This is a genomic window from Arthrobacter sp. H20 (assembly GCF_000520515.1).
Taxonomy (GTDB): Bacteria; Actinomycetota; Actinomycetes; order Actinomycetales; family Micrococcaceae; genus Arthrobacter_D.
Window position 1 is genome coordinate 24,226 of sequence record NZ_AZRY01000139.1, and the last position, 26,976, is coordinate 51,201.

Here is a 26,976-nt window from a genome sequence, read left to right on the forward strand (position 1 = left end):
GAACCGTTAGTCGGTAAAGATCGCGTCCACCACGTTCTGCGCCCAGGTGAGGATGTCAGCGTCGGCGAGGTCCCGTCCGCCCACCGGCGACGATTTGGGTTTCGGGATCAGCGCGGCGTTCAGGGCTGGCTTCACCGAGGACCCCGGATACATGCGCTTGAGCCGCATTTCCTTCGATTCCGGCAGGACGGCCGGGGCGAACTTGATGAAGTTTCCCTGGAGCGCCACATCGGTCAGGCCCACGGCGCGTGCAGCCACCCTGAACCGTGCAACGGCAATAAGGTTCACCACCGGCGCGGGCGGCTCGCCATACCTGTCATTGAGCTCCTCAACCACCCCGTCAATCGCTTCAACTGTGAGTGCCGAGGCAAGTTTTCGGTAGGCCTCCAGCCGCAACCGCTCCCCCGGCACATAGTCGTGGGGAAGGTGCGCGTTGACTGGTAGTTCGATCTTCATCTCGGCTGCCTTTTCCTCAGCCTCGCCGCGGAAGTCAGCGACGGCCTCCCCGACCAACCTGATGTACAGGTCGAAGCCCACCCCCTGGATGTGGCCTGATTGCTCGCCGCCAAGCATATTACCGGCGCCGCGGATCTCGAGGTCCTTCAGTGCCAGCTGCATGCCAGCGCCGAGTTCGTTATGCGAGGCGACAGCCTTCAGGCGCTCGAGGGCCACCTCGCCCAGGGGTCTTTCCGACGGATAGAGGAAGTAGGCGTAGGCCCGCTCCCTGCCGCGGCCCACCCGCCCGCGGAGCTGGTGCAGCTGGGACAGGCCGTAGTTGTCGGCCCGGTCAACGATCAGCGTGTTGGCGTTGGAGATGTCCAGGCCAGTCTCAATGATGGTGGTGCACACGAGCACGTCAAAGCGTTTCTCCCAGAAGTCGACAATGATCTGCTCCAGCCGGGACTCGCTCATCTGGCCGTGCGCGACGGCGACGCGGGCCTCGGGCACCAGCTCCTTCAGGTGCGCCGCGGTCCGGTCGATCGATGACACCCGGTTGTGGACGAAGAAGACCTGCCCCTCGCGCATCAATTCACGGCGTATGGCCGCCGAGGTCTGCTTGTCCGTGTAAGGACCCACATAGGTCAGCACGGGGTGCCGTTCCTCCGGCGGGGTGGCAAGGGTCGAGGTCTCACGGATGCCGGTCAGTGACATTTCGAGTGTCCTGGGAATCGGGGTCGCACTCATGGCGAGGACGTCAACGTTGGTGCGCATCTTCTTCAGCGCCTCTTTGTGTTCAACTCCGAAACGCTGCTCCTCGTCAACGATCACGAGGCCCAGATCCTTGAACTGCACCTGGTTGGAGAGCAACCGGTGGGTGCCAATGACCACATCGACGGCGCCGGTACTGATTCCATCGGTGGTTTCCCGCGACTCTTTCGCACTCTGGAACCGGGACAGAGGCTTGACCCGCACCGGGAAACCGGAGAACCGTTCGGAGAAGGTTTCGTTATGCTGCTGCACCAGCAGTGTGGTGGGCACCAGGACCGCAACCTGCTTCCCGTCCTGGACTGCCTTGAACGCCGCCCGCACGGCGATCTCTGTTTTTCCGTAGCCGACGTCGCCGGAGACCAGACGGTCCATCGGCACCTCGCGCTCCATATCGGCTTTGACCTCGTTGATGGTGGTCAACTGGTCGGGCGTCTCAATGTAGGGGAACGCTTCTTCCAACTCACGCTGCCAGGGTGTGTCGGTGGAGAAGGCGAAGCCACGGGAGGCCATCCGCGCCGAGTACAACCGGATCAGCTCCCCTGCGATCTCCTTGACCGCCTTGCGCGCCTTGGACTTGGTGCTGGCCCAGTCCGAGCCGCCCATTTTGCTTAGCGCGGGGGCATCTCCGCCCACGTACCGGGTCACCTGGTCCAGCTGGTCAGTGGGCACAAACAGGCGGTCGCCCGGGGCGCCGCGTTTGGACGGCGCGTATTCAAGCAGCAGGTATTCGCGGATGGTTTTGGTCGGCCCGGCGCCTGATGCACGTTGCAGCAGCTCAACGAACCGCGCGACGCCGTGCTGCTCGTGCACCACGTAGTCGCCTTCGCGCAGCTGCAACGGGTCAACTGCGTTGCGCCGTTTGGAGGGCATCTTCCGCATGTCGCGGGTTCCCGAGGCGGTGGTCCGGCCCAGCAGGTCGGCCTCGGTCAACAGCCCCAGCTTGAGAGAATCCAGCACAAACCCGCGGCCCGCCGACGCGGTGGTGATCTCGATGATGCCCGGTTGCGGCGGCGAATCGAGTGAGTCCACCCGCGCCGCCGGAATGTCATGGTCGTGGAACAGTTCGGCCAGCCGCGCTGCCGGGCCGGGGCCCTCGGTGGCGACTACCACCCGCCACTGGTCCTTCACCCGCTTGCCCAGGAACTCCATCATCTCCGCCACATCGCCCTGATAGCCGCGTGGTTCGCGGGCGTGAACTGTGAACGTGTCTATCTCGGGCAGGAGGTCCTGAAGCGAGTCATCGGAGGCGAAGGAAGTGATGGACCACCAGGCAACGTCGTTTGCCAGCGCCGCAGACCGGGTGTCGGTCAGCGACCTGAAGCTGGCCGTCTGCAGGTCAGCACCCAGAGTGCCGCCCAGGTCGAGCGGGGCAGCGCCGCCGTCGGAAGCTGTCGCCCAGGCTGCCTCAAGGAATTCCTCGTTGGTGGCGGCGAGGTCGTGGGCCCGGGTTCGCACCTTCTCCGGCTCGATGACGACCGCGATCGACCCTGCCGGCAGTTCGCCTACCATGGGCACCATCGAATCGACCAGGACCGGCGCCAGGGATTCCATCCCCTCAACCGCGATGCCGCCCGCGATCTTTTCCAGCATGGCGGCGGCCGCCGGGAGGCCTGCCTTCAGGGTGGCCGCCCGGGACATGACTGCTGGGGTAATCAGAATCTCGCGGCAGGGCGGGGCGAAGAGCGCGGCCGGGCTGCCGTCGTCGTCCCGCGCCAATGACCGCTGGTCGGCAACAGCGAACCAGCGCATTGCCTCCACTTCGTCGCCGAAAAACTCAACCCGGATCGGGTGGTCCTCGGTCGGTGGGAACACATCAATGATGCCACCGCGCACCGCGAACTCTCCGCGGTGGGTGACCATGTCCACGCGGGCGTAGGCGGCGTCGGACAGCGCCCGAACCACATCGGAAAACACTGCGTCCTGGCCCACGGTGAGGGTGACCGGCAGCAATTCTCCGAGGCCAGCAACCAGTGGCTGCACCACTGCACGAATGGGAGCGACAATAATCCGCACGGGGCGCCCCGCAGGATGCGCCAAACGCCGCAGCACCGACAGCCGCCGGCCCACGGTGTCGGAGCGGGGGGACAGACGCTCGTGCGGCAGAGTTTCCCAACTGGGGAACTCTTCGATATCTGACGCCGGCAGGTAGCTCCTGAGGGCGGCGGCCAGATCTTCTGCTTCACGCCCGGTCGCGGTGACCGCCAGGACCACTGGTGGGCGGCCGTCGGGTGCGCCGCTGTCGGTTCCTGCAGAGGGGAGGCCGTCCACCATCTCTGCCAGGAGTGCCGCCCGCAGCCCCGCGGGGGCTCCGATCTGCAGGTCGGTGTTGCGTTCAGCGACGCCGTTCGATGCGTTCATCCTCACCCGGGCGAAGGACGTGTCCTCGATCAGTGCGGCGCGCAGTCCGTTCAGGCTCAATGGTTCTCCTACAGGATCCGTCAGTTCCGGCAATTTTCGGTCGCAGATGCACATTCGCGGTGGACTACCGAAACGGGCCTGTCCAGCACAAAAGCCCGAAATTCTGTCGAATTCCGGGGATACCCTAAGCTTACCCTGCGGGGCCGACCAGGAGACCGATCAGGCCTTAGGATAGGTGGGACGCAAATCCGCTTTCCACCTCATCGTCTTACCCTTCGGAGGACCCTTGGCACTGAACGCCTCAACAACTCTGCCCTACGACGTCGCCGCGGTAACCGGCGTCTTCACCGACGAGGCCTTCCTGAAGCACGTCAGCGAACACGTCGGCGGCACACTGAAGTCAGTGACTGTCGACGGCGACACGTTGTCGGCCTTCACGCTGACCGCTGTCAGGACGCTTCCCACCAGGCGACTTCCGGAAATGGCCCGCAAGTTCGTCGGTGATTCCCTCACCGTCACCCAGACCGAACAGTGGGCAGCTCCCCTCGCCGATGGTTCTCGGACCGCCACAATCACTATGACCATCGCCGGTGTGCCGGTCACTGTCGACGCCGAACAACTGCTGGTCTCCGTCGGAACTGACACCCGTGTGGACCTGACCGGAACAGTCAGTTCCTCAATTCCGTTCATGGGATCGAAGATCGCCTCAGCTGCGGAACCCATGATCGGCAAGGCCCTCAACCTGCAGGCCTCCGAAGCCGGCAAATGGCTTGAACGCCGGACGGCAGAGTAGGAATCACCGTGTCACTCCCCACCCCCCTGGCGCTGATTCTCATCCTGAGCGGCGTCTGGACGCTCATTGTCTGGCCACCCTTCCTGCGTCGAATCTTCAAGGACCCCCGTTCAAAGGATGAGCAGGGAGCACCGACCCGTTTCCTGAAGGTGCACTTTATGCTGATCAGCACCTCAATGATCCTGGGACTGGCCACCCTGATCATCGGCGTCCGCACCCTGATCGGCTAGAGCACCAGAAGAGGACCAGACGTGAGCGAGAATCAGGAACCCCAAGCCCCGAAGCGCATCCTTGGGCGGTCAAGCTATCCCGAGTACCAACGAATCAGCGAGATCCTGCGTAAGGAAACAGTTGGCGGCATTCTCCTGCTGATCGCCGCGGTCGCAGCGCTGATCTGGGCAAATTCGCCAGCGTCGGCCAGCTACTTCGCCATCCGGGACTTCGAATTCGGATACGAACCGTGGCACCTCAGGTTGAGCGTCGGAGCCTGGGCAGCTGATGGGCTTCTCGCCGTCTTTTTCTTCCTGGTGGGGCTGGAGCTCAAGCGGGAGTTCGTCGCCGGAGACCTGCGGCGGTTCAGCAGGGCAGTTGTGCCGGTGACGGCCGCTGCTGGCGGCGTCGTGGTACCAGCACTGTTCTATACGGTGATCAATCTGGCCTCGCCGGAGTCCCTGCGGGGGTGGGCTATTCCGACCGCAACCGACATCGCCTTCGCGCTGGCCGTCCTGGCGGTGATCAGCTCGCATCTTCCGAGCGCGCTGCGGGTATTCCTGCTCACCCTGGCCGTGGTCGATGACCTGATCGCTATCGGCATCATCGCGTTCTTCTACTCGGACGACGTCGAGTTCACCTATCTGCTACTCATGCTGCTGCCGCTGGCCCTGTTTGGCTTCCTGGCGCAGAAGAACCCCAAATATTTCGGCCGGCACACCCCGGCCGCCTGGCTGATTCTCCTGCCGATCGGAGTGGCCACCTGGATTTTGATGCATGCCTCGGGAGTCCATGCGACGGTCGCTGGTGTGCTGCTTGGTTTCCTTGTCCCTGTCCTGCGCAAGGGCAGGGATGGAAACGCCTTGCTGCCGCGGCCCAATAAACCTGGCCTCGCCGAGATTTTCGAGCATCGGTTCCGGCCACTCTCCACCGGGTTCGCGGTACCGGTGTTCGCCTTCTTCTCCGCCGGCGTTGCCGTGGGTGGAACCGAGGGACTGATCTCGGCGATAGGCGACACAGTGACGCTCGGTATCATTGCCGGGCTGGTGCTGGGCAAACCCATCGGGATTCTGCTGACCACCTTTGCCCTGACCAAGACCACCCGGGCGAACCTTGACCCCGACCTGCGGTGGGTTGACCTCCTGGGCGTTGGGCTGCTCGCCGGCGTGGGCTTTACCGTGTCCCTCCTGGTCAACGACCTGAGCTTCGAGCAGGGCTCTGAACACAATGACCACGCAAAGGTGGCCATCCTGGGCGCCTCACTGATCGCTGCGCTGGCGGCGTCGGTGATTCTCAGGAGCCGGAATAGGCACTACCGCCGGATCGAGGAAGCTGAACGCGTTGACGCTGACGACGACGGCGTTCCGGATCTCTTTGAGGACCGGAACCGCTAGGACCGGCTAACGGTTCGCTGCGAGAAGCGCCTCTTCCAGTGCCACCCAGGCGAGCATCGCGCACTTGACCCGTGCCGGGTACCGGGAGACTCCGGCGAGCGCCGCCGCGTCACCCAGCACTTCCTCGTCGGCGACGATCTTCCCGCGTGATCGCATCACGGTCCGGAACTCGTCAACCAGGTCCATCGCGTCGTCCCGCGCCAGGCCGAGCATCAGATCGGTCATCACCGACGCCGACGACATGGAGATGGCGCAGCCGGCGCCATCCCAGCTCACACTGGTGAGCGTGCCATCAGAGAGAACTGCCCGCAACGTGATCTCGTCTCCGCAGACAGGGTTGAGCTGGTGGGACTCGCCGCACGTACCAACGCCGTCGTGCTCCTGCAGTCCCGCCCCGTGCCGTTCCTTGGCATGATCGAGGATGATCTGTTGGTAGAGCTGCTGCAGGTCATCGGACATTTACTTCACTCCAAAGAACGGGCGGACTCCGGCGACGGCTGCGAGGAAAGCAGCCACTTCATCGCTGGTGTTATACAGATAAGTGCTGGCACGGGTGGTCGCCGTCAGGCCGAGCCGGCGATGCAGCGGCTGGGCGCAGTGGTGGCCCACCCGGACGGCAATGCCCTGGTGGTCAAGATACTGGCCAACGTCGTGGGCGTGGACACCGTCGACGTCGAACGCTGCCAGACCAATCCGGTCCACCCTCGCGGCCGGACCGAGGACCCGGATCCCAGGGATCTGGCTGAGGCCTTCGACCAGCTGCCGCCCCAGTGTTTCCTCCCACTCCTGGATCCGCTCCATGCCGGTTTCGGTGAGGTAGTTGGCAGCGGCAGCCAGAGCTATGGCCTGGGAGATCCGCTGGGTGCCAGCTTCGAATCTCGCCGGCGCCGGGAGGTACCCGGCGCCCTCCATGGTGACAGTGGTGATCATTGATCCGCCGGTCAGGAACGGGGGCATCGCATTGAGCAGCTCGGCCCGGCCGTAAAGGGCTCCGATGCCGGTGGGGCCAAGCATTTTATGGCCGGAGAACGCCATGAAGTCGATGCCGAGGTCATGGACATCAACGGGCAGGTGAGGCACCGACTGGCACGCGTCAAGGACGGTCAGTGCGCCGTGCTCGCGAGCCATCGCCACGAGTTCGGCAACCGGGTTGATCGTGCCAAGCACGTTGGAGGCGTGGGTGAAGGCCACTATCGCCGTGGCCTGGTTGATAATGGCCGCTGCCTCGTCCAGACGGAGGGCGCCGTCGTCGTCGACCGGGATATAGCGGAGCGTAGCGCCGGTGCGGGCCGCCAGCTCCTGCCACGGGATGAGGTTGGCGTGGTGCTCCATCTCGGTGACGACAATCTCGTCGCCGGGACCGATCGCGAGCCGGTGGGCAGCTGCTCCACCTCGACCCACGGAGGCGTTGGAGAACGAGTAGGCCACCAGGTTCAGCGCCTCGGTGGCGTTGGAGGTCCACACAATCTCGTCCACCGCTGCGCCGACGAAAGCTGAGATCGTTTCGCGGGCCGCCTCGTAGGCGTCGGTCGCGTCGACGGCCAGTGTGTGCGCGCCGCGGTGGACAGCTGAATTGCGTTGTTCGTAGAACTCCTGCTCAGCCTCCATCACGGTCAGCGGGTTCTGTGACGTGGCACCGGAATCGAGGTAGATCAGTGGGCGTGAGTTGACCTGAGTGTCCAGAATGGGGAAATCGTTGCGGATCCGCCGTACCTCGGTGTCGGTCAACGGATGATGCGGTGCGGAGGGTATGGACAAGCGGGCTCTCCTCAGTTATTACGGGGCACCTATACTCTACCCGTCCCGGCCTCATGAAGATCAATCAGTTCTACCCTGCCCATCGCCATGATGGTGCGTGGAGCTCAAACTCCTAGTATGCGCCGACCGGCTGAATCATGACCTTGAAGGTCCGCCACATGATCATCAGATCGCCAGTAACCGACCAATTCTCTACGTAGTAAAGGTCGAGGCGAACACTCTCCTCCCAGCCAAGGTCCGAGCGCCCGCTGATCTGCCACAGACCGGTTAGCCCCGGTTTGATGAAAAGCCTGCGGTGGGTGTGCCCGGCGTACCCGGACACCTCACTCGGCAGCGGTGGGCGGGGCCCCACCAGCGCCATGTCGCCTCGAAGGACATTATAGAGCTGTGGGAGTTCATCGATTGAGTACTTGCGCAGCCAACGTCCCACAGTGGTGACCCGCGGATCGTCACGCATTTTGAAGAGGACCCCGTTGCCTTCGCTGCGGGCTTTCAGTGCAACCAGGTCTTCTTCAGCGGTTGTCACCATTGAACGGAACTTGTACATCGGGAACTCGGCTGACGATCGGCCAACGCGATTCTGGGTGAAGAGCACTGGTCCGGGGCTGTCATGTCTGATCAGCAGCGCAACAACTGCAAAGACGGGTGCCAGCGCGATCAACGCTGAAAGTGACACGATCACGTCCATTACCCGCTTGACCACATGACGTCCCCCAGCGAATTGGGGCATCTCTACGTGCATGAGGGGCAGACCTTCGACTGGCCTCATCTGAATCCGTGGACCCGCCACATTGGTCAGAGTCGAGGCCAGCACCAGTTCAGTGGCGGAGCGCTCAAGCCGCCACCCCAGTTCCCTGATGTATTTGCTCCCCTTGTGCAGGTGTCCTGCGACAATTACCGCGTCGGCTCCGGTCTCGGCGACCGATTTCTCGACTCTGCTCAAGCCGTACACCACTGGGATACGTCGTTCACCTGCGTGGATGAACTGCGATCTGTCCCTACCCTCAAGCACTGTGCCTACGACGTCATAGACCGCGCCTGATTTCTTGGCCAGCTGTCCGACGACGTACTGGACGTCATCGTACCGTCCTACCACTATGACTTTGGAGAGGAACAACCCAAACCGGCGCTGGCGCATGAGCCAGTTGCGCCAGATCCAGCGGCTGCACAGCAGCCCCAGTAGCCCCGCGGGAAGGGTGACGATGAGAAAGTTGCGGAAATCGTTGGCGCCGAACAGCACCACTGCGACAGCCATCCAGCTGAAGGTGGTCGCGCTGGCCTGGACGATCCGCTTGTATTCGGAGGCTCCTGTCCCGATAAGCAGGGGGTCACGGGTTCTAAACATGGATAGCATGACCAGCCAGCCCACGCCGACTGCGGCGGCAAAGGTCACCGTTTCAGCAGTGGCTGTGCCGCTTGCCATGTTTGTCAGGATCCAGTCGGTACTGATCAGGACTACAGTCAGCACGATCAGGGTATCTGTTACACGCAGGGACATCTGGTAGCGCTGGCGCCAGGGGACTCCCGAGACTGCTGCGCCGCGAACCCGAGGGCGCCGCGAGACGGAGGGGAACGGAAAACGTAGCGTCTGTTCTTGAGCCTGATACATGTCAGGCCGCCGGGCGGCAGCACGCGCCCACGTAGATGGCGCTCGTGGAAGGAGCCGACGACGGCTGGGGACGAGCCTTGGTCTCAGAAGGCTCCGACGTCGCCGGCTCCGAATAGGGAGGACGTAGTTCAGAGCGATGGCCCAGTGCCGATACAGAAAACTTTCGGCGGGGTCGCAGCTGCGTCCAGGACAGAATTGGGTGGTCTAACTCGGCCACTATTCCGCCACCTGAGGGGAGATGGGAATTTGTAACTCCAGATGACCAGCGGTTTGCACCGCTGGTTGAATCGATTGACATGGCGAGACCCGCTTCATAAACGCCCTGGAACTGCTTTCGGGGCAAGCCTATGAATCAGCTGAATGCCGGACACGAGTGGTAGCTACCTGAATCGACAGAGCTGGTACTACTCGGATAGGCACTGCGAACTCGGGTAGTACTCGTTGCGGTGACGGGTGCTACGCAACGACGAACCCTTCGCTGAGCATGCTGCACCGGTTTAGGTCTGGTTCAGGTCCTGTAAATCTTCCCGGCGGCTGATGCCGAGTTTGGCGAAGATTCGGTACAAGTGCCCTTCCACTGTCCGGACCGATACCCCGTGCAGCTCAGCGATGTCGCGGTTCGAATGGCCCTGTGACGCAAGGCTAACAATGTCTTGTTCACGCTGGGTCAGCTTGGTGACCGACTGTGACTCTGAGAACTGTTGACCGTGCAGACCCTCAAGCTTCTCAACCACTGTGTTCAGGATGGGCTGCAATGCCCGTGAACGCTGGGTCTGCCCGTGCTGGGAAAGCAGGTTGATCGCCATACCCAAGCACTCAGCCGCAATCAGGAAGTAGTCGCCGTTCTGGGCCTGTTGGGCAGCTGCTTCCAAGGCCGTGGCGTCCTTGGCGAGCATGGCTGCGGCCATCGCGCTCACAATGGCGCCGTCGTTTCCGTCGAATTCGCTGGTAATTCGGGAGAGCGGTGCCAGGGAACTTGAGTCCCCCAGCCGGACCGCCAATTCATACGCTGTTGCGGAAAGGGTTGACATACCCGCCGAATCGGCGTGTTCGGCGATCCGGCGGAGCTCAGAAATGCTCGCGGTCGAACCTCTTAACTTCGCGTCGGCGCTAACCACGTGGATGCGTCCCTGGAGCCGAGCCTGCAGAGAACCGTGCGGTGGCAGTGCGGCAAACTCGGTTGAATACTGTTGCGCCCCAGCGTTATCTCCTGCCATGGAACAGGCATAGGCTGCCATCCCAGTGGCCATCGTCAGGAGCTGCGCAACGTCTGACTCCCGAAAGCCTTCGACGGCGAGCATGAGCCGTTTTCGAGCGGTCCGCATCCTTCCCTGCCGAAGGGCAACAATGCCCTCAAAATACTCAAGGATCCCGCCGAAGAACGCCATCCCACCGCTGGCCGCCTGCGAGTAGGCGACCAGCAGATTGCTGATCTCTTTCCACCGGCCCGCACGAATCAAACACATGCCATGCCGGGTGATCACGAATCCCTGATGGCGCAAGAATCTGTGCCCATTCTCAGCGATGATTGTCAGGGCTTCTTTAGTTACCGCTGCACCTTCCAGCGGCCGCCCAGTGGATCCAAGTGCTTCGCCAAGAAGTGCCAGCGCCGCCAATCGGGTTTCATCGGTACCGTCCGACTCATCGTTGATCTCACGGAGTAGCTTCTCGGACTCAGAAAATCGGCCATCCAGATTGAGCACAAAACAGGAGAGAAGTCGACATCCCATTCGGGATAGTCGAACGGAGCTGCTGGAGGCACCGTCCCGTTGCTGCTCAATCCGGTTGATGGTCTTGGTCCATCTGTTCACATCGTTCTGGATTTCACCAGAGTTGGCTCCTGCTATCATCCGGAGGTCGATGGACAGGAGTGTCGCTTCCTTGGCGATCCGAAGGCTGTCACAGTTCAGGAACGCCTCGTCCACCAGCTCCCGGGCGTAGGCGAAGTCGCCGCGTGTCACGCGTGCGTGAGCTATTTCCACGAGCGCCCGCGATTTTAACACCGGCGTCTGAACAACCCTCGCGGCACGAAGCGCGAACGCGGGATCATATAATCGGTTCGCAACAATCGCAGCTTTGAGGAGGGTGGCGTCGTCGAGCACTGCGCCACAGTCCAGGCCCCAGGAAACCCAGCGGAGGAAACCCTCGATAGACTCTGTCTGCTCCTCCGAGAGCTTCAGCAGACGTCGCCGGATCGTTAGGCTTCTCCCGACCGGAACCTGTGCACGGATGACTTCCCCGTACAACGGGTGAGCTAGAGCTACCCGGCGATCAGGACCGATGGTGAGGGCCAGGAGTTGGTCAGCCACGAGAGTGTCGACCGCATGGGAGTCGCAGTTTTCGCGCAGAACGTTCATGGCCACGGGTTCAGCGAGGGCGACAGTTTCGAGAGCGTCCAGCTCTGCGGGCGAACGCCCCCGTAGTTGGCCTTTGATGAGGTCGGTGAGACGAAGGTCTATCTCCGGCCGCTCGCCCGACAGGCACCACACACCATTGCGTTGAACCAGGTATTTTGATCGGGCGTCCGGGTGAAGCAGCGCAAGGAGGAACATGGGGTTGCCCCTGGACGTTTTGCTGAGGAGCGCGCTGACGTTGGAGAGGACCTCGCTTCCGAGTTCCCGGACGCATAACTCGTGAATCTCTTCCCGATTCAGAGGCCCGAGATCGTACCTGAGTAGCATTCCGTCGTGCCAAAGCGAGAGGAACTCAGAGGGTGGCCCGGGTGTTGATCTGGCCAGCACCAAGACCTGGGCGCGGCGGGTAGCAATAAGCTGCGCCAGCAGGATACTCGTACTGTCATCAAGATCGTGCGCGTCATCGACGATAAATAGGGGAGCCGGGGCGCCGGCCTTCGGCTCCCCGAGATGCTTTGTCAATCCACGATAAATGGCGATCGGCGATCCTGCATCAGCTACCGTCAGCTCGGTCAGGTATGGGGCGAGCGCACCAAAAGGGACCTTGCGCAGGGAGCGTTGTGCACTTATCTGCACCACCGTGACGTCCTCTGCCAGCGCATCGGCGATGGCGCGGGATAACGCAGTCTTTCCGAGCCCGGGATCGCCCACAACTAATACACCGAGAGCGGGTGTGGCGGTCAGTGTTCCGACGATGTCGCTGACCAGTGATTGCCTGCCGACCAATCCGACAGTGGCTGTGGGTACGACTCCCCCTGCAGCCATGGAACTATTCAAGGATCAGCTTTAATTGGCTGCGGTTGGAGACCCCCAACTTGGCGTACACCTGATACATATGGCCTTCGACGGTTCGGATGGACAGGGTCAGCAGCGTAGCAATGTCCCGATTGCTGGATCCTTGGACAACTAGGCGTGCAATGCTGCGTTCTCTTTCGGTCAGCTTGTCCAGCACGCGCTCTCGCAGCTCCCCTCCGCCGCGTCCTACAGAGCGCAGGACAGTGTCGGCCGCGATAGCGGCTCTCCGTTCCCCCTCCCCAGGCCCATTATTGGCTAACCGCTGAACCAGACTGGCCGCGTCGGCTGCCAGTCGGCGGTTACCGACGCTGGCCGCCAGCGTCGCCGCCTGAAGGATCTGAGCCGTGTCACCCGATGCGACGCCTTTGCCGTACAGCGCACAAATCTCAGCGAAAACCCCCTGCCCATCCATACCGCTGGTCGCAAGTCGCTCTGCCTCGTCAACGAGTCCAAGTTGGACTGCCTGGCACAGAAAAAACAGTTCATGGCCGAGGTTGCCTTCTGCTCGATCCTCGTTCGCGAGGTCAAGCATCTCTTGCGCTGCCAGGAGTGGATCCTGTGTCGCGGTGGATGCCAGTACTGCGAAATACTTGGTTGCCCGGCTGGTGTGCCAGTCATACCGACGGGATTCGAGGTCCACCTGCGCGAGGTGAGACATCGACAGTTGAACGTCTCCGGTGAGTGCGTATGCATAGGCGGTCGCGGCCTCCGCCAACGAAAGGAACTCCTGCCTGTCACGGATCCGTAGCTGACTCAGTGCCGGAAGCAACTTCCCGAGCGCTTCCGCTCCTCGACCCGCGTAAGCGTAAAGGCAGCCCTCAGCCAATTCGAACGAGGACCCATCGAAGATGCCTGCCAGCGCACTCTCTGCATGATCGGTCAGCATCGAAAGGCACCGCTCCCACTCGCCCGAGATCAACATCACCGCGAATAGCCGAACCTGGGCAGCTTCTGCGATGAGTGGGTCATCGCTGGAGTCGGCGAGTCGCGACACCACGAGGCGGCTGAGCCGTAGCGCGTCTTCCTGCCTTCCAGTCATGCACAATGCTTCAGCCATCCAGCCACACAGCTGGTGACTGATGGACGTGTCCATGGTGCCGCTCCGGTTCAGCAGCCCCCCGAGGGCTTCAACCATCGTGGGATATTTGCCGTTATAGGCGTTCAGCTCGGCCTCAAGGACAACAGTCTCCGCAAGGAAACCGGCAAGGTCTGCGCGGTCGACCTGACCTTCCAGCGTCAGCCGCTTGCGAATTTCGTCAAGAAGACCATCCACATCGACGAAGCGATCGTGATCACGGGTAAGGAGACGGCACCTGAGCGCCTGCATCCCAATCCATTCACCCAGCCCAGCGGGGTCCAGCACCGATTCGTTGAAACTTTCGAGGACTGCAAGCGCACGGTTTGTGTCGCCCAGGTTGCCGTAGGCTCGTGCCTCCTCGGTAACCTCCGCGGCGCCTACCTGTGCGGGTGGAATAGCCTCGAGAAACCGCAATGCACCTTCAGTATTAAAGTAGCGGTTCGCGAGCTGCGCAGATTCGATGGCCAGCTCGGGTTCAATATCCATCGAGCAGTCCAGGCACCAGGCGGCGTAGTTCATCCGGCTCAGCGCCGGCATAGGAACTTTAAGCGACGCGGCAGCCAGTTGGTAGAGAAGTTCACGACTCCTGCCGATTGGAACCTGGGCCCTTATCACGTCGCCTACAAGCCCATTAGCCATGCGTACGGTCGGCCGCTGAGATAGCCCGATTTGGAGGGTCCCTGATTCCATCAACGCGTCTATCTCGTCCCCCCCAGCGAACTCTGTGAGCAGCTCAAGAGGGATGACGCCGACAATCGAGACAATTTCTGCAGTTCTCAGCTGATCAATCGTCAGCCGGGTAAGGCGTGCAGTAATTCGCTCAGTGATCGTCCGGCTTGGATCCGGGGCCTTCCGGCCACTTGCCACCCAGATACCATCCTGAACGGTGATGTATCCGGAATCCACCTGCTCCCGGCAGATCGCTTGCAGGAAGAGCGGACTACCTCCGCTAACGTGCCACGCGTCCAGCACAACGGACCGGGATACCGGGCCCTCAAGGGCTGCGGCAAGCAGCTGTGTTGTGTCAGCCAACGAAAGAGGGCCAACATCAACCCGTCGGATGAGTTCGTCTTTCCATAGGTCGCTAAACTCTTCGGGTGCCGCCTGAAGGACCTGGCAGATTAGCAGGACTTTGACTGAGCCACTTCTGACGAGGTGTGCAATGGCCATTGCCGATGCGCTATCCAGATCTTCGATGTTGTCGACGAGGATCAGGGTGCGCTTGCCATCTATCCGTGAAGCGAAGAGGTGCCGGAGGCTTTTCAGGAGGACCAGTGGATTGTCGACTGCATCGTCATCGAGTTCGCTGAGGACGAAGTTGAGGGCCCCGTAGGGCGTATCGGCTGTGATGACGCTGCCGCGCAGATAAAGCAGCTCGTACTCTGCTCCAAGGTCCCGGGCGGCGCTCTGGGCTAGAGCAGTCTTTCCGATGCCCGCAGGTCCGATCAGAACGGCACCATTCCACGCCGGATTAGCCACGGCCTCCCGCAGCGTATTCAGCTCGTTCCCCCGGCCAACAAGTGGCCACACTCCTTGCACCCAAAACATAGCGCCCCACTACACGGTGCAGGTCGGCACGGCGAGTCGTCCCAGCCCGACAGTTACGAAGAAAGCGGTGTGTCGTCCCGCTTCCGGTCCTACGTCGGGTGCAGACTCCGCCTCGGCATCCGACATACTAGGACACCACCATACGCCGGTTAGCGTAATAAGGCACGGAGGATTAGGAGAAACCTGTGATCAGCGCAATCGAATTGCCTTGAACAACGCGGTCGAATCTTCCCATGGTGGGGCCGGCGACGGGCTGGGGATCAGCCCGGTCTCAGAAGGCTGGCCGCCGCCGGCCCGACCGTGGGTCCGCCGTTGCAGCGGATGCGTCTCGCCAGCGCGCCCGGCCTGGGTGACTCAACCAGTCTAGAAAATCAGTCACCCGTTTACATAGGTAGTCGCTACTCGTCTTATTGTGGACGCCTACCTCCACCTCCGACGAGCCCTACGCAACACCATCAGGGGGCGAACCCCGCCGCTGCAAGGCCTCTACTCAGTTCGTCCCGACCACAGATTCCGAGTTTGAGATAGATCCGGTACAGATGGCCTTCAACTGTTCGACGGGAGACGGTGAGCCCTCTGGCAATCTCGCTGGATGCTGCGCCGTCTGCGGCAAGCCACGCAATCTCCTGTTCGCGCTGGGTCAGCCCTACCTGGTCCATCACCTCATCGCTCATGGCACTGGTGCGGACCCGCCCCAGCGAAGTGCCCAACTCCCGCAGTTGCTGCAGGACCCCCCGCTGGGCTCGCCCGTTTCCTACTGAGGCAAAGCCGATAGCAGCGCGGGCCAGACATTCAGCCGCTAGCAGGCGCCTTCCTCGCTGCAAAGCCCTGGCGCCTGCCGCTGCCAGCACCCCGGGATCGAGTGAGTCGGTGACCTCCATCATGATCTGGACAGCCTCTGAGTCAGCGGCGCCCATCCGCTCCGTCAGGTCCTGCATTCGTTCCTGCTGCACGGGACACTTCAATAGAAAGAGAACCTCCACTATTTCTGCCTCCGCGTGAACAAGACCGGCTGCGCGGGCTTCGTCGGCCCGCTCCAGCACAACCAACAGGTCCTCCGGGCTTACCGCTGGCCATGACTGCGCAGCGGAGACATAGGCATCAGCGACCAGCCGCTGGGGCAAGGAACCACTATATGCAAGCGTCCTATAGTCCTGCGTATAGGTGCGGGACTTCCCCAGTTCTCCAACCAGTCTGTTGGCGAAGGCGGCTGTTCCCAAGGCTAGGGGTAGCAGCAACTCTGGGTCGCAGCGCCGCAGTTCTTCTATCCCAGCGGCCAGCAGCTCGCAACCATTCGTTATTCTTCCGCTTCTGAATTCCATGAGTCCCTGCAGCGTGATCATGTCGCCGCCAAAGTATCGAAGTTCTGGCGGTGCGTGTTCTTCGTGCCACTGCAAGAGCTCGGTGAGCCCTGCTTCGTCTCCGGTCTGCACCAGCAGAGATCCGTGACGGGCGGTGATTGAACGGTAGTGGTTGACAAGGGTCCCGCCGGAGGAGGTTTCAGCCACGGCTCGCAGGGTGAGATTCCTCGCCTCGGTGGTGTCCCCTGTTGCGCCCAGCATTTCCCCGAGAAGCACTTGGGCAACCATGCCAGTAGCGGATTTCGGGGGGGCGTCATCTGTGATCTGCTTGAGCCACTCAGTAGCGGCGCCGTAGTCACCCCCGAGGCTGAGAGCTATACACTTCAGGATCGCCGCGCCCTGCTCTGGTTGATGTGTGAGGTCAATTGGCAAGGTACGCCCGATGATCACCCAGCGGTCGGCCACCTCATTAAGACCGTGAGGCCCGCCGCCACGCTGCAGCGATATTCTAGCCTCGGTAACAGCTGCGGTCGAAAGGGTCAGCTGGTCCGCAGCGTCCTCCATCAGGCCACGAATTTGAGCTGCAGCAGCCTCGGTGTCACCCAGGCTAAAAATGCTTCGCACTATTTCAATCCGCGCCGCGGTGGCGAACTCTGGCGAGGTGATTGCGGCACAGAACCGCTGTGCCAGGCGGGGCGCATACCCGTTGTTGGCCAGATGTGCTGCTTCCAGCAATAGGGGGTCCTCGATCGGGTAACCCAGGTCCATTTCCCAGGTGAGGCTGCCGCTGACTCCGCCACCTTTCAGCAGTCCGCGTCCAAGCGCTGAATCCTGAAGCCAATGCAGGATTTCGGCGCGTCTCCCGGGCGGAACCAGGTCTCTCACCACTTTTCCGTAAACCTTCGGGTCAATCGTAACTAGGCTCCTGTCGCTGCCTTGTGGTCCGGAATATGACAGGATACCGATTGTCAATGCCTCTTCCACAGCGCTGGCATCCAACAGGTGTCGGGCAGCCGCGATAGGGATAGAACCCAGCAGAGCAACAACCTCAACTACCCGGCGTTGGGCCCGAGTACAGCCGTGGAGAATGGTCTGTACTTGATCAATAAGCACCTTTCCTGGCGATTCGGGGGCACGGGCCATCAGCCACACTCCGTCTCGTTTAACCATTGCCCCTGAACGAACAAGGTGAGCAAGCAGCTCTTTCGCAAGGTGAGGGTTGCCCTGAGACCAGTCCGAGATGAAGGCTGCGGAGCCGGAGCTGACGATGTCGCCCAGCTCCTGCCGGCACAGCTGAGTGGTTTGGTCAGGGCTTAGCGCCTCAAGCTCAAACAGTGCAAGTAGCCCATCTCGGCGCAGCGCGTCCAGTTCTTCGGGCCTGTTCCCTGACCCACGGGACAGGATCAGTAACCGGACTTCGCCAGCAAGCGCGAGTTGACCGAGCAAGTGGCTGCTATCTTCGTCGAGATGATGGGCGTTCCTCAAAACAACCAGCACCGGCAACGCCGCATCGTTTGAGGTCAACCGCAGGGATGACCGAATGCTGCGCAGGACCGATAGCGGCGAGCTGAGATCGTTAGGGAAACGTCCGTTGAATACTGGAGCAAGTGCGCCGTAGGGAACGTCCTCCAGTGAGGCATCAGCGAAGACCGTGACCGGATCTACCGTGCCGTCCAACTGATCGAGGACAGCGTCGACCACCGCCGTTTTACCGATGCCCGGTGCCCCGCACACCAGAACGCCGCCGATCATCGGATCCAGGATGCTCACCGCAATTGCCCGAATCTCGGCGGAGCGTCCCACGAGACTTCCAAACCCTCGTTGGGGGCCCATCACGTGGCTCCTGCGCTGAGGGCAACCTTGGCCAGCAATTCCGCTTTCGTCCTGACATGCAGCTTCGTATAGACCCGATGCAGGTGCCCCTCGACCGTGCGAACGCTCAACCCCAGTGCCAGCGCAACATCTCGGTTGGACCTGCCGTCAACCACAGCACTAACAACTTCCGCCTCCCTGCCTGTCAGAGAAGCGAGCTGGCGACGTGCGCCGAGCACGGTGCCGGTTAGCACAACGACCCCGCGGACGCGTTCAGCGACATAACCCCTGGTGACCTGATCCCCCGACTGGGTTGCAAGTTGAACTGCCGAAACAGCCATGTCACGGGCAAGGAAGCGGTCGTCGAGGGCCTGCGCGGTATCCATCGCATGTAACAGCAGCTCGGCGTCTTCGGCATCGACACCTTTGGCATACAGCTGGCACAGCGACGCATACTGACCTTGGCAGGTGGGACTGAGCTTAAGGATCAACTGCGCGACACCATGATCACCTTGTCTCATCGCATTGCATAGGCTGACCAGTTGCCACGAGCTGTTGCCTAATTCTTCGTCCTGGCTACTGAGTGCCCGGAGCTCGAATGCCGCGCGGTCAGCCGAAGCTGTGCCCTGTAACGCGAGGGCAGCAAAGTGTTTGGTCAACCTCCGAACAATCCACGGAGACGCAATGGACTCCGCCATGGACATCGATAAATATTGTTCTGCCCGCTCGGGCGCATCCGCAGTGCTGATCCATGCCAGTACCGCAGCGGCGAGCGGCGCGACGCCCGCGGGATCGTGTATCTGAAGCTGGCGAAGTGCGGGGAGCAGCAGACTCTCAGCCTCGACCAGCCGCCCGCCTGCCGCTAGGATTATGCCTTCGGCGAGTTCCTCGTACGTCCCAGTGCCGCAGCTGCGGTTACGTAAGTGGGCTGACACTTCCAGCATGGCGGCCACGTTCCCTACCGATGCTTCAAGTACTGCCAGCGTAATGGCAATGCGCGTCGGTAGTTCCTTCCCCTCGAAGCGGGAGAGTTGCAGCGAGTTTGCCGCCTCCTTTGCGTCATCCGCCTGGCCGGTGAACGCCAACGCCTCGCACAACAGAACAGTTGCACGCTGACGAGCTTCTGGTTCCAACGCCCCAAGTTCAAACTCCGGGGACTTCAATTCGTGGATAGCCCGCCGATATTCGCCTTTGAAAGCTGCCTCACGCGCGCGCTCAAGCGACCTTTCTGCGTTAAATTTCCCCCCACTTGTGCCGGAGGAGGCGGAACTGTCGACAGCTATCCTCTGACCCGGCTGACCCGGCTCCCAAAGATCGACCCGACTGGCTCGACCGAGAATCACGTCGCTGAGTAGGGGGCCGATCACCGAGACGCTCGCCCACCGATCACTATCGATCGATAGCACCCCCAGTTCCTGAAGGTCATCCAGATCGCCCAGGTTATCGGCGGGGACTACGGCCAGCGGGGTTTCGCCCGCTACTGCGAGGGTGCCGAGCAATTGGCGCTGCGATGGCAGTAGAGTTCTGATGCGGTCGGTCACGAGGTGTGTTGCGTTTGCGCCGAGATTCACCTCATCGGCAGCCAAAACCCAAACGCCGCCGACGCAGCGCAGGGCACCTGTTGCCAGATAGTCGTCGAGGAGCGCGCTGAGCAGCCTGGCGTTTCCTGCACTTTGGCGGTGTAGTGCGAGCGATGATGCGCGGGAGACAGGAAGTCCGAGCGCAGCGAGGAGGTAGTCAGCGACGTGCTGTTGGGTGAGATCAGGCATATCTACCCGGACCAGAATCCCCTTGCGGCAAAGGGTCTGAAAGTACTGTGGCGCTCCCGGAAGGTCAGTGCACGCAGCGACCAGCCGCACCGTCCCCGCCTGCACTAGCTGACCCAGTGCTGTGATGGAGCTTCCATCTAGGTGATTAGCATCATCGACGGTCACGATCACCGGCAGATCGTGCGCCCGATCTTTCAGTGCCCGTGTCAAGCCATTGATCACCTTGGCCGGATGATCTAGCAGGTCTTCGGGCAGATCAGCCAACAGAACACGCAGGGCACCATAGGGCTGTTGCTCGGCATGAGTCGAGCCACGCAGGTGGATCAGGCAGGTAGTTGCCCGTAGGCGGTCTACCAGTGCCCGCATCATCGATGTTTTACCAGTTCCAGTGCCACCGAGGAGGATCATCCCAGATGGGACGGACTGGCTGATCAACTGATCTCTCAGCGAGTCCGCCAACTGCTCGCGGACCTTGAGTACCCGGGACGCCAAAAGCTGGGGGCTCCCTCCGGCAGGCCCTCCGCCAAGACGTGTGGGGGCAGGATTGCAGGAGTAGTTACTGGCATCGAAACTCATGAGAGACCTTTTCCTTCGCGTTCCCAGCGTGTTGAAGTACTGAACAGGCTAGGACCTGCGGGCGCTCCGCACATGAGTAGCGACTACTCGGGTTTTGCCAGCAAATTACGCATCGACTACTTGCATTCCTCAGCCTGGGTGCTGGCGATGATGTCTCCTGGCCTCGGCGTTCGAAGCCGATAGCGCTGATCATGGGCACAAAAAAGGGACCGACGTTGGGATGGGGGTGGCCCAGTCTCAGAGGCCGCCCAACGTCGGCCCCGGTATTTGGGGCCACCCTGGCGTGACGCGGTCGAGGGTATTTACTTACCTGACCGCTGGTAGTCAATTCATTTTATCCGCTATTTGCCGGCGGAGTGGAACTTCTGCTGAGCGCTGACAAGCCCGTCACTGACGAGTGATTCAACTGCATCGGCTGCATCTTCAAGCAGAAACGTCAGCTCCTTCTTTTCGACCGAGCTGAAATCGCGGAGCACGTGGTCGGCGGCGTCTTGTCGCCCCGGGGGCCGACCCACCCCAACCCTGACTCGTAGGTAGTCTTTAGTCCCGATCGCTTTGGAGATGTCCCGCAGACCGTTGTGTCCGCCCTCGCCGCCTCCGGTCTTCAACTTGATCGTGGTGAAGTCAATGTCGATCTCGTCGTGGACAGCGATCACGCGTTCGGCGGGAATGTCATAGAAACGGCACAGCGCGCTGACCGGCCCACCTGAGAGATTCATGAACGTGAGGGGTTTTGCCAGCACCAGTCGTGGCCCACCCATGCCGAGTCGGCCTTCAAGGACTGCCGCGTGTGCTTTGTGGCTCTTGAACTTCCCGCCTAGACGCAACGCGAGTACGTCAAGGACCATCTGTCCGACATTGTGCCGGTTACGGCTATAGTCGGGCCCGGGATTCCCGAGCCCGACTATCAGCCACGTGTCAGTCGCCACGAATCCGCCAGCGAAGTGGCTACTCGCCTTCTTCGGACTTCTCGCCGGAAGCGGCTACGACGTCGCCCTCTGCAACTGTCTCATCGTCGTCGCCGAGGTCCTGAACTGTGGGCTCGCTGATGTTCACGATCAGGGTGTCGTCATCGATCAGCAGAATGACACCCTTGGGAAGGACGATATCGGAGGCATGGATGTGCTCGCCAACGGTGCGTCCTTCAACGTTAACGGTCAGTGAATCCGGCAGGTGAGTCGCTTCGGCTTCAACCTCAACCGAAGTGTGCTCGAGGTTCATCACGGCGCCCGGCGCCAATTCGCCCTCGACATGGATGTAGACGTCAACAATTACCGTCTCGCCGCTGCGAACAGTCAGTAGGTCGAGGTGCTCGACGATGCGCTTCAGCGGGTTGCGGACAACGTACTTGGCGAGGGCCAGGTGCTTCTCGCCTTCGACGTCCAGGGTCAGCAGGGCGTTGGAGGTCCTCAGAGCCAAGGTGGTCGCCTTGGAGGGAAGCAGCACGTGGATTGGGTCGGCGCCGTGGCCGTAGATGACCGCAGGAATCTTGTCTTCGCGGCGTGCGCGGCGTGCCGCACCCTTACCGAATTCGGTGCGTACTTCTGCGGGGAGTGTGAGGTCGGACATGGAATCTCCTGTAATGACGATTAGTGGATCGTTGCTTGGGTCACGATCGGCATCTGTCTAGAAACAGTTAATCGTCAACACGTTCCGTGCTGGACGTTAGTCGCTAGCCACTGTCGATCACGGAGCAGTTCCCGGGTACTACCGGGATGCTCCCTCGCCTAGGCATCGCATTCGATAATACAGCACCCAGGGAGTCAGTGGCGACGTGGCAGCTCTCCGGCGCGTGCTCTGTTCATCTGGAGTTTCTCATCATCCTCTAATGTGTGACCCATACAGTTCACAGCTGATGGAGCGTCGGATCCTGCAGAGGATCCGGGGCCGACCCTTCAAAGGATCAACATGCGAATTTCTGTCATCGGTTGCGGCTACCTCGGTGCTGTCCACGCGGCGTGCATGGCGAAGTTGGGGCATGAAGTCGTCGCCATTGATGTCGACGAGCGGAAGATTACCGAGCTCCAGGCGGGGCGCTCGCACTTCTTTGAGCCGGGTCTCCCGGAACTCCTCAACGAGGTCCTGCAGACCGGCCGGCTCAAGTTCAGCTCGGACATCGCAGACGCGCGTGGGTCTCAGGTCCACTTCCTGTGCGTCGGGACCCCGCAGCGCAAGGGCGAGTACGCGGCGGACCTGCGGTATGTCGATGCTGCTTTCTCCTCGCTGGTGGACTCGCTTGAAGCGGGGAACCTGGTCGTGGGCAAGTCTCGACTGTCCCGGTGGGAACCGCAGCGCGGCTCGCCGATGACCTGGCGGAACGGTTCCCCGAGGCAAGCCTCGCCTGGAACCCTGAGTTCCTGCGGGAAGGTTTCGCCGTCAAGGACACGCTGAGTCCTGACCGTTTGGTGTACGGCGTCCCGGCGGGCGAGGCAGGGAGCCACGCGACGGCGATGCTTGACGAGGTGTATGCGGGACCCCTGGAACTGGGTACCCGCAGGCTGGTTGCGGACTATGCCACAGCTGAACTGGTCAAATCGGCCGCCAACTCGTTCCTCGCGACCAAGATTTCCTTCATCAATGCCATGGCTGAGGTTTGCGACGCCGCTGGCGCTGACGTCACACTGCTGGCGGACGCCATCGGGATGGATGACCGGATTGGACGCAAGTTCCTCAACGCTGGGATCGGATTCGGCGGTGGATGCCTCCCCAAAGACATCCGTGCGTTCATGGCGCGTGCCGGTGAGCTGGGTGCGGATCAGGCTCTGACCTTCCTCCGCGAGGTGGACGATATCAACCTTCGACGTCGGATCAGGGTTGTCGAGCTAACCCGCCAACTGGTCGGTGGATCGCTCCTTGGCAAACGGATTACAGTGCTGGGGGTGGCGTTCAAGCCGAACAGCGACGATGTCAGGGACTCCCCCGCGCTGAGCATCGCTGCCCAGCTTCAACTTCAGGGCGCGGACGTCACAGTGACCGATCCTGAGGCGCTGGCCAATGCCAAGGGTCGCTTCCCTGAGCTGACCTATGAGCCCGACTTCGACGCCGCCGTCGGGAAGGCCAACGCGTTGCTCGTCCTTACCGAATGGGACAAATACCGTTCGCTGGGCCCGGCGGAACTGGCCACGCGGGTGGCCAGCAAAAACATCCTTGACGGCCGCAACGTCCTCGACCCCGGACAGTGGCGAGCGGCGGGATGGAACTATCAGGGCATCGGGCGGCCGTAAAGACCCAACCCGATGCCTTCGATGAGTTGGCCTAGGCGTTGCCGTCGAACAGGCTGGTGACCGACCCGTCGTCAAAGACCTCGCGGATAGCCCGCGCGATAAGTGGTGCGATCGACAGCACGGTCAGCTGCGGGAATCGCTTCTCGGACGGGATGGGCAGGGTGTTGGTCACCACAACCTCACGGGCGCCGGACTCGGAGAGCCGGCGGGCTGCGGGGTCCGAAAACACTGCGTGCGTCGCGGCAATGATGACGTCCTTGGCTCCCGCGCTCTTCAACACCTGGACGGCGCCGGAGATGGTTCCACCAGTATCGATCATGTCGTCGATCAACACGCAGGTCCGCCCCTCGACCTGACCCACTACCTGTTTGGAGACCGCCTGGTTGGGCACTGTCAGGTCGCGGCTCTTGTGAACGAACGCCAGCGGCGAACCACCAAGGCGCTCGGCCCACTGCTCGGCGACTCTAACCCGGCCGGTGTCCGGGGAGACCACAGTGACATTGTCGGCGTCGACCCTGGTTCGGATGTAGTCCGCCAGGAGGGGAATAGCCATCAGGTGGTCGACCGGCCCGTCAAAGAAGCCCTGGATCTGCGAGGTGTGCAGGTCAACTGACATGAGCCGGTTGGCGCCGGCCGTTTTGTACAGGTCAGCGACAAGACGCGCAGAAATCGGCTCGCGGCCGCGACCCTTCTTGTCCTGGCGAGCGTAAGGATAAAATGGGGAGACAACAGTGATCCGCTTGGCCGAGGCCCGCTTCAGCGAATCGATCATGATGAGCTGTTCCATCAGCCAGTTATTCAACGGTGCTGGATGGGCCTGGATGACGAAGACGTCGGTGCCTCGCACGCTTTCGCCGGATCGGACATAGATCTCGCCGTTCGCGAAGTCATAGGCAGAGATGGGCAGCAGCTCGGTGCCGAGGGCTGCAGCGATCTCTTCAGCGAGTTCTGGGTGGGCCCGCCCCGAAGCCAGGACCAGTTTTTTCTCGCCGCGTGCGGTGATCTCGCTCATAAACTGTCGCTTTCGTCAGTGCTATTGGTGCTGCTGGTGGATTCACCGGTGGCAAATGTATCTGAGGCCTGTTCCTGCGCCGAAGCGGCTGCAGTCGCTGCTGAACTGCCCGGTCGTTTGGCTTGCACCCAGCCCTCGGCCGTTCGCTGCGGTGCAACACTGACCGCAAGTGCGCCAGGCGGAACATCGCTGCGCACAATGGCGCCGGCACCGGTGTAGGCGCCGTCGCCGATCGTTACTGGCGCCACGAACACAGTGTTGGAGCCGGTCCGGACGTTGCTGCCAATGGTGGTGCGGTGCTTATTGACGCCGTCGTAGTTGGCGGTGATGTTGCCGCAACCGATGTTGGTGTCCTCACCAATCTCGGTGTCGCCCGCGTACCCGAGGTGGGACAGCTTCGAGCCGCGCCCGATAGTGACATTCTTTGTTTCATAGAACGCCCCGATCTTGCCGTCCTCCCCCAGTACCGTGCCCGGTCGCAGATAGGTGAAGGGCCCGACGGTGGCGCGGGCGCTAATCCGTGCACCCGATCCATGGGTCCGGAGCACTGTTGCTCCCTCTCCTACCACCACATCGGTGAGAGTGGTATCCGGGCCGACGACGGCGTCACGTGCGATCTCGCAGGCGCCGTGAAGCTGAGTTCCCGGCAGGAGCGTCACATCTTCGGCAAGCTGCACCGAGGTGTCGACCCAGGTGGTCGAGGGGTCGACAATTGAAACCCCGGCACGCATCCAGCGGGTAAGGGTCCGCCGATTGAGCTCGGCACCCAGGGCAGCAAGCTGCACCCGATCATTGGCTCCCTCAACCTGCCAGGGATCGTTCGAGACGACTGCGGCTACTCGTCCGCCCTGCGCCGACGCGATCCCCAATACGTCAGTCAGATACATTTCGCCCTGGGCATTGCCTGCGGTGACCGAGGTGAGGCCGCCGCGCAGGGTTGCCGCGTCGAAGGCGTAGATACCCGAGTTGATTTCGTTGAGGGCCCGCTGGACGTCGGTCGCGTCCTTGTGCTCGACGATGCCGGTGACTGTGCCGTCGTCGGCGCGCAGTATCCGGCCATAGCCGGTCGCGTCCTCAAGGACGGCGGTCAACACTGTGACCGAGTTCTCCTGGGCGGAGTGGGACTCAACGAGCAGGGCAAGGGTGTCGGCGGTCAGCAGTGGTACATCGCCGTAGGTGACAACTATCGTTCCTTCGAGTGGCGCACCAGCCGCCCGGTCCAGCGCCTCGAGGGCCACCTGCACTGCTCGCCCTGTACCCGGTACGTCGTCCTGGTCCACAATGATTGCCTGGGAGTCGAGGCTCGCGATATGACCGGCGACGAGGTCGCGCTCATGCCGGACCACCACTGCCATCGCCTCGGGCACCACACCGCGGGCGGCGGCCATAGCGTGCCCCACCATCGACCTTCCGCCCAGGGTGTGGAGGATCTTCGGCGTCCGGGATTTCATCCGGGTGCCTGCGCCTGCGGCGAGCACAATGACCGCGGCGGGCCGAAGGACTCCTGCCTCCGCATCGGATACCTGATGGTTAGTGCTTGAGGTCTGCGGACCCATTGAGGAGACACTCCTGCCTGTAGTTTCTCTGTCAACCGGAAAAGTACAGGCTCACACCGGCAATACTACCCGCGGCACTCCTGCCCGACAGTTCCGCCCATAGGATTCGAACCTATACTCCACAGCTCCAAAGGCTGGGGTGCTGCCATTACACCAGGGCGGACTGCGCCGAAGGAACCGACAATTCTTCGTCCCGAAGCGCGGTTATCCAGTTTGCCATGAGTCGGGGGCATCCTGCGACTTGTATCCCCTTCCCGAGCCAGCGCCTGAGTGAAGCTGCAGGGATCACCGCGGCTAGCAGGTGGCCCCTGCAATGGTCCCAGCTGTTGGAGAGTCGTGGTCCCGCTTTTCTGCTGGACCCGCAACAGCACTGAATAATCTCCAAACGTGTTCGGCCGAGCACCCTGGCCGAGCCCTTGTTTTGTCAGTGGTCGATGATGGAATGGGGGTATGGACAGCAGAACAGCTTCTTCGTCTCGGGCGGGGTTTCCGCCCGAATCTGGTGGCCCGCTGGGAGTCGGAGCGCTCTGGAGGGCGCCACTGGGTGACCCGCCAGAAAA

General features: G+C 61.8%; 15 protein-coding genes, 1 tRNA gene and 1 pseudogene. 4 read left to right on the plus strand and 13 right to left on the minus strand.

Annotation, left to right across the window (positions count from 1 at the left end; genetic code table 11):
* Positions 1-6 precede the first annotated feature (6 nt).
* Positions 7-3,681: a transcription-repair coupling factor gene (mfd, locus tag Y703_RS0100110; protein ID WP_173400591.1), complete on the minus strand. Its 3,675-nt coding sequence runs from the start codon at positions 3,679-3,681 to the stop codon at positions 7-9.
* Between the two features lie 172 nt (positions 3,682-3,853).
* Between mfd and Y703_RS0100115 the strand changes: the two genes are divergently transcribed.
* From Y703_RS0100115 to nhaA, 3 genes are read left to right on the plus strand one after another with little or no spacing between them, the layout of a single operon-like run.
* Positions 3,854-4,360: a DUF2505 domain-containing protein gene (locus Y703_RS0100115; RefSeq protein WP_026551107.1), complete on the plus strand. Its 507-nt coding sequence runs from the start codon at positions 3,854-3,856 to the stop codon at positions 4,358-4,360.
* Positions 4,361-4,368: 8 nt separating this feature from the next.
* The gene (locus tag Y703_RS0100120) at positions 4,369-4,590 is read left to right on the plus strand and encodes an SCO4848 family membrane protein (protein WP_026551108.1); all 222 of its coding nucleotides are present in this window, start codon (positions 4,369-4,371) and stop codon (positions 4,588-4,590) included.
* Between the two features lie 21 nt (positions 4,591-4,611).
* Positions 4,612-5,964: a Na+/H+ antiporter NhaA gene (nhaA, locus tag Y703_RS0100125; RefSeq protein ID WP_026551109.1), complete on the plus strand. Its 1,353-nt coding sequence runs from the start codon at positions 4,612-4,614 to the stop codon at positions 5,962-5,964.
* A 6-nt stretch (positions 5,965-5,970) separates the two neighbouring features.
* Here the strand turns inward: nhaA and sufU are convergent, their stop codons facing one another.
* The 9 genes from sufU to Y703_RS0100170 all read right to left on the minus strand — a co-directional run bounded on the left by sufU (position 5,971) and on the right by Y703_RS0100170 (position 22,193).
* Complete coding sequence (sufU, locus tag Y703_RS0100130) at positions 5,971-6,423, minus strand: Fe-S cluster assembly sulfur transfer protein SufU (protein ID WP_026551110.1); 453 nt, start codon at positions 6,421-6,423, stop codon at positions 5,971-5,973.
* Complete coding sequence (locus tag Y703_RS0100135; RefSeq protein WP_275450764.1) at positions 6,424-7,722, minus strand: SufS family cysteine desulfurase; 1,299 nt, start codon at positions 7,720-7,722, stop codon at positions 6,424-6,426.
* Positions 7,723-7,834: 112 nt separating this feature from the next.
* Entirely contained in the window at positions 7,835-9,220 is a 1,386-nt protein-coding gene (locus Y703_RS0100140) for a sugar transferase (protein WP_162148841.1), read from the minus strand.
* A 608-nt stretch (positions 9,221-9,828) separates the two neighbouring features.
* On the minus strand, positions 9,829-12,510 hold the full coding sequence (locus Y703_RS0100145) for a helix-turn-helix transcriptional regulator (protein ID WP_026551113.1): 2,682 nt from the start codon (positions 12,508-12,510) through the stop codon (positions 9,829-9,831).
* Between the two features lie 4 nt (positions 12,511-12,514).
* The gene (locus Y703_RS0100150; protein WP_081743288.1) at positions 12,515-15,166 is read right to left on the minus strand and encodes a LuxR C-terminal-related transcriptional regulator; all 2,652 of its coding nucleotides are present in this window, start codon (positions 15,164-15,166) and stop codon (positions 12,515-12,517) included.
* 455 nt (positions 15,167-15,621) lie between these two features.
* Complete coding sequence (locus tag Y703_RS20580) at positions 15,622-18,300, minus strand: LuxR C-terminal-related transcriptional regulator (protein ID WP_081743289.1); 2,679 nt, start codon at positions 18,298-18,300, stop codon at positions 15,622-15,624.
* The gene (locus Y703_RS0100160) at positions 18,300-20,624 is read right to left on the minus strand and encodes a LuxR C-terminal-related transcriptional regulator (protein WP_026551116.1); all 2,325 of its coding nucleotides are present in this window, start codon (positions 20,622-20,624) and stop codon (positions 18,300-18,302) included. The genes Y703_RS20580 and Y703_RS0100160 overlap by 1 nt, the downstream gene beginning before the upstream one ends.
* A gap of 341 nt (positions 20,625-20,965) precedes the next feature.
* Positions 20,966-21,553, minus strand: coding sequence for an aminoacyl-tRNA hydrolase (pth, locus tag Y703_RS0100165; RefSeq protein ID WP_026551117.1), 588 nt, complete (start codon positions 21,551-21,553; stop codon positions 20,966-20,968).
* 19 nt (positions 21,554-21,572) lie between these two features.
* Positions 21,573-22,193: a 50S ribosomal protein L25/general stress protein Ctc gene (locus tag Y703_RS0100170; protein WP_026551118.1), complete on the minus strand. Its 621-nt coding sequence runs from the start codon at positions 22,191-22,193 to the stop codon at positions 21,573-21,575.
* A 339-nt stretch (positions 22,194-22,532) separates the two neighbouring features.
* Between Y703_RS0100170 and Y703_RS16960 the strand changes: the two are divergent.
* A pseudogene (locus Y703_RS16960) lies at positions 22,533-23,848 on the plus strand (UDP-glucose/GDP-mannose dehydrogenase family protein).
* Between the two features lie 31 nt (positions 23,849-23,879).
* On the opposite strand, the gene Y703_RS0100180 reads toward Y703_RS16960, so the two are convergent.
* The 3 genes from Y703_RS0100180 to Y703_RS0100190 form a co-directional block, all read right to left on the minus strand.
* The gene (locus Y703_RS0100180) at positions 23,880-24,860 is read right to left on the minus strand and encodes a ribose-phosphate diphosphokinase (protein WP_026551119.1); all 981 of its coding nucleotides are present in this window, start codon (positions 24,858-24,860) and stop codon (positions 23,880-23,882) included.
* Positions 24,857-26,416 (minus strand): bifunctional UDP-N-acetylglucosamine diphosphorylase/glucosamine-1-phosphate N-acetyltransferase GlmU, encoded by a 1,560-nt coding sequence (gene glmU / locus Y703_RS0100185; protein ID WP_026551120.1) that lies wholly within the window; start codon positions 26,414-26,416, stop codon positions 24,857-24,859. The genes Y703_RS0100180 and glmU overlap by 4 nt, the downstream gene beginning before the upstream one ends.
* Before the next feature lie 91 nt (positions 26,417-26,507).
* Positions 26,508-26,579: transfer RNA gene (locus tag Y703_RS0100190), tRNA-Gln, on the minus strand.
* Positions 26,580-26,976: the final 397 nt, after the last annotated feature.

Excerpts from the sequence above, each read along its gene's own strand:
- Y703_RS0100160 (WP_026551116.1), bottom strand. The coding sequence starts at position 20,624 with ATGAGTTTCGATGCCAGTAACTACTCCTGCAATCCTGCCCCCACACGT.
- glmU (WP_026551120.1), bottom strand. The coding sequence starts at position 26,416 with ATGGGTCCGCAGACCTCAAGCACTAACCATCAGGTATCCGATGCGGAG.
- Y703_RS0100145 (WP_026551113.1), bottom strand. The coding sequence starts at position 12,510 with ATGGCTGCAGGGGGAGTCGTACCCACAGCCACTGTCGGATTGGTCGGC.
- Y703_RS0100150 (WP_081743288.1), bottom strand. The coding sequence starts at position 15,166 with ATGTTTTGGGTGCAAGGAGTGTGGCCACTTGTTGGCCGGGGGAACGAG.
- Y703_RS0100180 (WP_026551119.1), bottom strand. The coding sequence starts at position 24,860 with ATGAGCGAGATCACCGCACGCGGCGAGAAAAAACTGGTCCTGGCTTCG.
- sufU (WP_026551110.1), bottom strand. The coding sequence starts at position 6,423 with ATGTCCGATGACCTGCAGCAGCTCTACCAACAGATCATCCTCGATCAT.
- mfd (WP_173400591.1), bottom strand. The coding sequence starts at position 3,681 with ATGTGCATCTGCGACCGAAAATTGCCGGAACTGACGGATCCTGTAGGA.
- Y703_RS0100170 (WP_026551118.1), bottom strand. The coding sequence starts at position 22,193 with ATGTCCGACCTCACACTCCCCGCAGAAGTACGCACCGAATTCGGTAAG.
- Y703_RS0100140 (WP_162148841.1), bottom strand. The coding sequence starts at position 9,220 with ATGTCCCTGCGTGTAACAGATACCCTGATCGTGCTGACTGTAGTCCTG.
- Y703_RS20580 (WP_081743289.1), bottom strand. The coding sequence starts at position 18,300 with ATGGGCCCCCAACGAGGGTTTGGAAGTCTCGTGGGACGCTCCGCCGAG.